Here is a 7,044-nt window from a genome sequence, read left to right as displayed (position 1 = left end):
GGACAGTATGCGGATAATCATTTTAATAAAATACACTTGAGTTTCCCTGTGCTTGGTATATGCTGTACAGTCCGTTATTTAATAAGGTGTCGAATTCGACATCTTTAGTTCTCCTATTTCTCTTCACAAGAAGGTTTCCTGGCTTTTGACTTTAGCCAAAGAGGTAATAATCATAACAGTCCGTCAAGAGAAGCAAGGGGAAGGAGTTTTCTACTCAGCAAAACACTTTAACAAAAATGTATCCTGCATTCGAGTATGTGTGAAACATGCCATCGACAGTTAAGTACGAGAATCGTCAAAAATGAATGCCGTCTCAGAACCAGCTCTTTTGCAAAATGTATCATTGCTACATGTGCTACTTTGTATAATCTGAGAATTAAAATCAGACCATGAACATACAGAACCTATTTACGCGAACCCTAATATATTGATTAATTTGTTTAATTTGCAATAATTTAACTACTTGTTTTTTGGTCTAAACTTCATCTTTAATAAATTTGTGGACATTTTAACTATTTAAATATAAAGCTAAATCGCATTAAAGAGTTTTGGCCGAAAAAATTAAAATAGGGATATAGTTGATCGAAATGTTTGAGATAAGTACAGTTATGATTTCCAAGTAGTGTACAAACACTTCCCATCCTAAATCTTGAACAGCTTGATCAGATTACAAAAAACTCTTAAAACAATACAAAGGAGTTACTCAACGATACAGAAAATAAGATAGCAGTGATAAATAATTTCAAATACGATAAGTTGATGAATACAAAGTACACTCTTTCAGCAGTCATACTTGCTTTTATGATGACGTCTATGTTTGTTGCATGTGGTGTCGTGAATTCCAATTCCGACCTTCATTTTACTAAGTGTGGTTTTCTAATCAAAGATAGCACGGATATCTCGCCACAAACAGATCTTTCTAATATCAAATTCTATGTGGAAGTTTCTGGTAGCATGAATGGTTTCTTTAGAGCTAACAAACCGACAAAGTTCAAAGAGGACGTTTGGCGTATTTGTAGCTACTATAAATCGTTTTCACATGGGGTCACTATTCTTACTAATGACGGTAATAGTGGAGATAATATCAGTATGACTGATTTTCAGACAAGAATGAATACCGGTTCATTTGTATCTACTGCATCGACAAGAGTGCCAGTTATGTTACAGTCTATCATCTCCAACCTCGACACTAGCCGTGGGGAAGTAGCTGTTTTAATTTCCGACATGAAATATAGTCCAGTCGGAACATCAGCTCCACAAGTGCTTTTAACCCAATATAGCACAGATGTCAGCAAGATTTTAGGCGACTTTAGCAAACCTATCAGCCTCATATGTGCAACGTCAGACTATTTGAAGAATAGTGGTAATCCAGTGACCGATAGATCTCCGTATTATTATTTCATTATCGGTAATTCTGGTGCTGTAGCTAAAGTGCGTGATGGTATTTCAACCTTGCTAGAAGACAATGGCAGTTTTATTGATAATATCGAAAGCGGATTCGACTATGGTGCGCCAAATTACAGTTTTGGAATTCCTAACAAATGCTACCAGTTGGATAATGAGCCAACCTTCCTACAATATGAGGAGCCTGATGGAATTGATTCCTGTACTATTAAACTTAAGGTTGACTTAGCCCCTTATCGCTGGCTGCTTACCAATAAGGACTATTTTATAGAGGCTTTCAAGGTTAAGACCTTATATGGGTCTAATATCATTGTAGGGGATATTGACATTGCTGTCCAGAATAAAACAGACAAGAAACTCAAAAGAACAGCCACCGCCACTGTGGAGCTTAAGGTAGTGAATATGGCAACCGATTCAGAAGTTCTTGAGTGGTCGCTTGAACTTCCAGACACTGACTATACACTATTTGGAGAATTCTGTGGTGCGACAATGGAGAATGATTATACAAAGTCATACTCTATCGAGAATTTCATCAAAGGCATATTCTACGGGGGCATAGTTAATCAGTCTCTTAAGCCTAATTATATTCTTGTATCTAAAAAAGATTAAATATGAAACTTCTTAAATTCTATCAATGGATCACTGGAACCATGTCTGATTTTACAAGGCCGTTTCAAAACAATGAAGCCTTGTATAATCAAGCAAGGTCATTCTGGGGACACCTTGAAGCTTTATCCATCATTATTATAGCGATTTGTATCTTATTGGGCATTGTAATGGCTATATCCTATTACAAACCTTTTAATGACAGACCAGGTCGTCATTACAAACCCATATATTGGGGCTGGTTTCTGATTGGTACAATCGTACTGGGATTTGTAACCACGCTGGGATTTGAGTATATCGCAGTTACTCCGAAATTGAATGGGGCATTGATTCTGGAACTTAAGATTGCCTTCGCAAATGCACTCTATTCTGGTATTATATATGTTCTTACTTCTTGGTTATGGTGCCAGTTTAACTTTCCTACCAATGCGTATCGTTTAATTAAATTCTAAAATCAGATATGAAAAAAGTATTTGTATTTTGTATCGGAGGTACTGGTATACGCGTCATGAAAAGCATCACCATGCTGATGGCAGGAGGCATGAATACCAACGGTTACACGGTTGTACCGATTATTTTGGATCCACATCTGGATCTTGAAGAAAAAAAGAATCTCCATTCTCTATTGGATAGCTATATCAATATTTATCAGCAATCAATTAATAACGGTTCATCAACCCTTAATCACCTTGATGGTTTCTTCAATTCTGAAATCCGCTTGCTCAATCAGCTAAATAATCAATCAAACAATACTCAGCAGGTTGCAGGCAGCAAGGAAAAATTCGGCTCCTATATTAATTCTGCAGCTTTGGGTGCGGATGATATTAATAACCTCCTTATTGAGACATTGTTCTCCAGCAAGAATCTTAACAATCAGCTTTCTGTAGGTTTCAAAGGGAATCCTAATGTTGGTATAGTTGTTCTCGGAGAAATGATTGAAGGAGCAGACTGGTTCAAAGCCTTTAAGATGCATTGTGAAAAAGAGGACAGGGTCTTTATTATCAGTTCTATTTTTGGAGGTACAGGAGCATCTGGCTACCCTCTCCTGGAAAAGAAAATACGCGGTTCTGAAAATGAGCCAACTGTCAAGAATGCCATAATGGGTGCCGTATCTGTACTTCCTTATTACGGATTGAAAGATCCTGCTACTACAGGTAGCGACATTGACTCTGCAAACTTCTACACAAAGACCAAAGCGGCTTTAGCATATTATGAAAACACGGTAGATTCTGATTATCTTTATTACATAGGAGAAAAGACTTTGAAACAAGTCTATGAAAACGATGAGAAGAAACAAGATGATAAAGCAAACTTTATTGAGCTGGTTGCTGCTTCGGCATTGTTTGATTTTCTAAATAAAGAAAAGCCAGATAAACGACAATTTCTTAGCCGTGCAATAGAATCCGATGAAGAATCTCTGGATTTAATATCCATGGGATCCGGATATAAAGAAATGATAAAGAGTGTAGCCGACTATATGCTTTTAAGGAACTTTGTCAACAAGTTACCATCTGAATCTTACTTCCCGCTAAAAGTAAGTAGAGGCTTTAATGATCATTTTTATAAGGATGCATCTTTTCTGGCACTTAAGAGATTTACTGATATTTATTATCAATGGTACTCAGAACTCGCTCAAAATAAGCGAACCTTTGCTCCTCTCCATTATGATGAGTTGAAGAAAATGGGCGGTTGGATTAAAGGAATGGAACTAGATGCGAAGGATGACTCTTATTATCTCCTCCGTATGATCCAGAAGAGCAATCAGGAGAAAGGGGAGGATCACAGTAACAAGTTCCGTTTCTTCCTTCAATTTGCCTACGACGCAATTAATAGTTACACATCAAAGATAAAAAAGTAAAACTATGGCTAGAATAGATCTCAATATAGTTGACCGTGGAATTCAAGGTACAGATTGGATTGCCGAGGATGTAGGTTTGACAGCAGCGCACTTGGATGAAGTCATGGAACAAAAGACGGATAACAGTAGAGCACTGAATTCACTTCCTACTCCTTTCGCTCGTTTCTTTGTGGCCCGAGAGGCATTCCGTCGTGCAATGGAAGAACACATCGACAGCCGAAAGGAAGCTGGCTTCGCATACAAGCAGTTAGTATCTGATATATTAGATGTCTATGAACTCCTCTTTAATATTAAGTATCATCGAAACAACTCCTGGAAAAATGGGGAAAAGATTGAATTGCGCGAGTGGAATGCTGCGGAAAATCTTGCTTATATTAAGAAAAAGATGCCTGTTCTGTATAGTTCAATCGAAAGCTACTACAAGACAGACATTATTGAGAAAAAATTATTCTTCCTTGTCTTTACGGAAGGCGGAAAGGACAAACTTCTTGCATGCAGTTCCCCGCTGACAGGTTTTGTTACTCCACCTGACATGGACAAGTCCAAAGTGCGTAAAGATGGTTCATATAATATAATATTTGCTGACCAATCGGCTGATCATGACAGCAAGTACAAAAATCTTCATATACGTCGCAAATCTGGGGGCGAATACTTCCGTGACATCAAGTTGTTTGAAGAACGAGAGGCTGATTTCAAGAACTACATGTTCAACGTATTGTTTGGTTCTGATGATGTCGCCCCACGTCTCAAATCCATCAAGGAATATATTCGTAGTTTCAAAGAAGATCCTGATATCAGAAACAACTATGATTTGTACTTGGCTGATGTGGAGACTGATCAAAATGATGCATTAGTTGTCAATGGCCTTCATTTCAAGTCTTCTAATGAAACAGATATCAACAGTTATTTCACATCTACACTTATTCGCCTGCCATACAGAATATATAGAAATAACTATGTTGCTGTCAAGTATCAGAATGACAGTCCATCCCGAGACTATGACTACCTACTACCTTTCAAACCAGAGATACTTTCTCTATATGGAAACAACAATATTGACTCAGATATTCATATTAACCGTCAGTCGGTCACTGTTTACCTTCGTTTTAATGGAAAGGCATATGAAAAGGAGTATGCAGTTGAGCCGTTCCGGACTGGTCAGGGTAGAATCATTGATTTGAAGAAGGCAAATATTAATTTTAATCTGGGAATTTTTCCTAATATCCTTTCTCACCAAGAGTCAGAGAACAATTATTTTAAGATGTTTGTCGTTGCTGCTGATGAAGACCCGGAAGCACCAACTTTCAATATAGATCAAATTAAATTGTCGTTCTTTAAAAATGGAGAACATATTCGTGAAATAGAGCAGGCAGATTCAGCTCAGTATGGTGTCCTTCCCGAATTTGTCCGTTCAAGGCAGAAGGCGGATTCAGAGGATGGAGGTACTAAGTTCTATGAATTATACGGAACATCATTCGATGCTGTAGAGGTGAGCATCCATGAAAATAGGGGCTTACTTATTCCTGTTTGGCAGGTCAGCAAGGCTACTGATGATACTTATACTTATGCTATTGATCTGGGAACTTCCAATACATTCGTATCACGTACCAAGAACGGAGCCAATTATATGCCTGAACTCTTCAAGATGGAGAAGGCTATGGTTAACTACCTCCATGAAATACCAAACGACCGTCAGTTCTCTTTGACTCGCTTGATAGAAGATTCTGTCTTTGATAAAGCAAAGATTAAGTTAAAGACCGAATTCCTTCCAGCCTTGATTGATGGCTTTGATTACAAATTCCCAATTCGTACAGCTCTTTGTGGCATACGCAGTAATACTATCCGGCCAAAACTATTCGATAATTACAACATTGCCTTCTTTTATGAAAAGTTAATGCCGAACAATGATCAGAATATCCATACAGACATCAAGTGGGATGTGAAAGATGAACTGCTCCGTGTATTTGTGCGCGAATTGTTACTGATTATCAAATGCGATATACTTCAGCATAATGGGGATCTTGACCGCACCAAGATTGTGTGGTTCCGTCCGCTGAGTTTCGCTGGTACAACCAAAGGCCTGTATGATGATATATGGTATGGTACCCCTGGAGTAAAAAAAGGCGAACCTGAAGATATTCTCTTTATTCAACCTGGTCAGATTCAATGCTTCTCTGAATCCGAGGCTCCTTATTACTTCTTCAAGAAGAAAAATATCATTGCCAACTCTGATGCTGTTACCGTTATTGATATCGGTGGAGGTTCTACCGACTTCGTATACTTCAAAGACAATGATCCAAAGATTGCTAATTCAGTACACTTTGGTTGCGATGTCCTTTGGGCTAATGGATTTATCGACTTTGACAATGTTCGTGAGAATGGTATCTACAAGAAATACGCATCAACTCTTCGTTTTGACAAAGATGATCTGAACGCCTTGAATCGCAGTCTGCAGATGGATGATTTGGTAAAGACTAAAGATATTATTAATTTCTGGCTGAGTAATTCCGCACATTGCAATATTACCAAGCAGTTGCGTGATGAGTTTAAGCCAGTGTTTATTTATCATCTGACTTCAATCCTCTTCTATATGTCCTGCATGTATAAGGATAATGGACTTATGGCTCCTCGCACTGTCGTGTTTAGTGGTAATGGTAGTAGGTATATTGACAGCTTTATATCTGCCGACCGCATAGCTGTGAAGCGTATCATTGACTTTGTTTTTGGGCAAGTCTTTGGTGATAAGCATAATGTGAATCTGGAACTGCCACAAGAACGTAAGGAGTCGACTTGTTATGGGGGACTCTATCGTGACCCGAATGCGCCAAATGTACCAGAATTGATATATCATGGGGACAGTTCACTCAAATATGAGGATGTAGGTGAGATAGTCCAGAATTACAGCACCTTAAGGGAAGCTCTCCTTGAAAAATACGACGCATTTAGTAAGCTTTATCAAGATGTATTAAACATGTTGAAACAGGAGAAGATTATAGACTCTACAGCTGATATGTCAAATTACGTAAGGAAAGCATTGGAAGATATGGGCACACCTCTCGATACATATTTTAAGACCCAAGTTAAGGAGAAGTATCAGGGAGAGGTTATCTTGAATAACTCCGTATTCTTCTTGCCAATTATTAACCGCATTTTCGAATTGACAAAGATTTAATATA

The 7,044-nt window shown here is 38.1% G+C and carries 4 protein-coding genes; all 4 read left to right on the top strand.

Features of this window, described 5'->3' with window-relative positions; all coding sequences use genetic code 11:
- The first annotated feature begins 759 nt into the window (after positions 1–759).
- From B2Z67_RS03950 to B2Z67_RS03935, 4 genes are read left to right on the top strand one after another with little or no spacing between them, the layout of a single operon-like run.
- Positions 760–2,013: a hypothetical protein gene (locus B2Z67_RS03950; protein ID WP_291528521.1), complete on the top strand. Its 1,254-nt coding sequence runs from the start codon at positions 760–762 to the stop codon at positions 2,011–2,013.
- Positions 2,014–2,015: 2 nt separating this feature from the next.
- The gene (locus tag B2Z67_RS03945) at positions 2,016–2,462 is read left to right on the top strand and encodes a hypothetical protein (RefSeq protein WP_291528520.1); all 447 of its coding nucleotides are present in this window, start codon (positions 2,016–2,018) and stop codon (positions 2,460–2,462) included.
- A gap of 8 nt (positions 2,463–2,470) precedes the next feature.
- Positions 2,471–3,868 (top strand): hypothetical protein, encoded by a 1,398-nt coding sequence (locus tag B2Z67_RS03940; RefSeq protein ID WP_291528519.1) that lies wholly within the window; start codon positions 2,471–2,473, stop codon positions 3,866–3,868.
- A gap of 4 nt (positions 3,869–3,872) precedes the next feature.
- Positions 3,873–7,040, top strand: coding sequence for a hypothetical protein (locus tag B2Z67_RS03935; RefSeq protein ID WP_291528518.1), 3,168 nt, complete (start codon positions 3,873–3,875; stop codon positions 7,038–7,040).
- The last annotated feature ends 4 nt before the right edge of the window (positions 7,041–7,044 follow it).

Origin of the sequence: Bacteroides sp. UBA939, from assembly GCF_002293435.1 — a bacterium.
Classification (GTDB): domain Bacteria; phylum Bacteroidota; class Bacteroidia; order Bacteroidales; family Bacteroidaceae; genus Bacteroides.
This window is presented reverse-complemented; position numbering and strand designations above follow the sequence as displayed.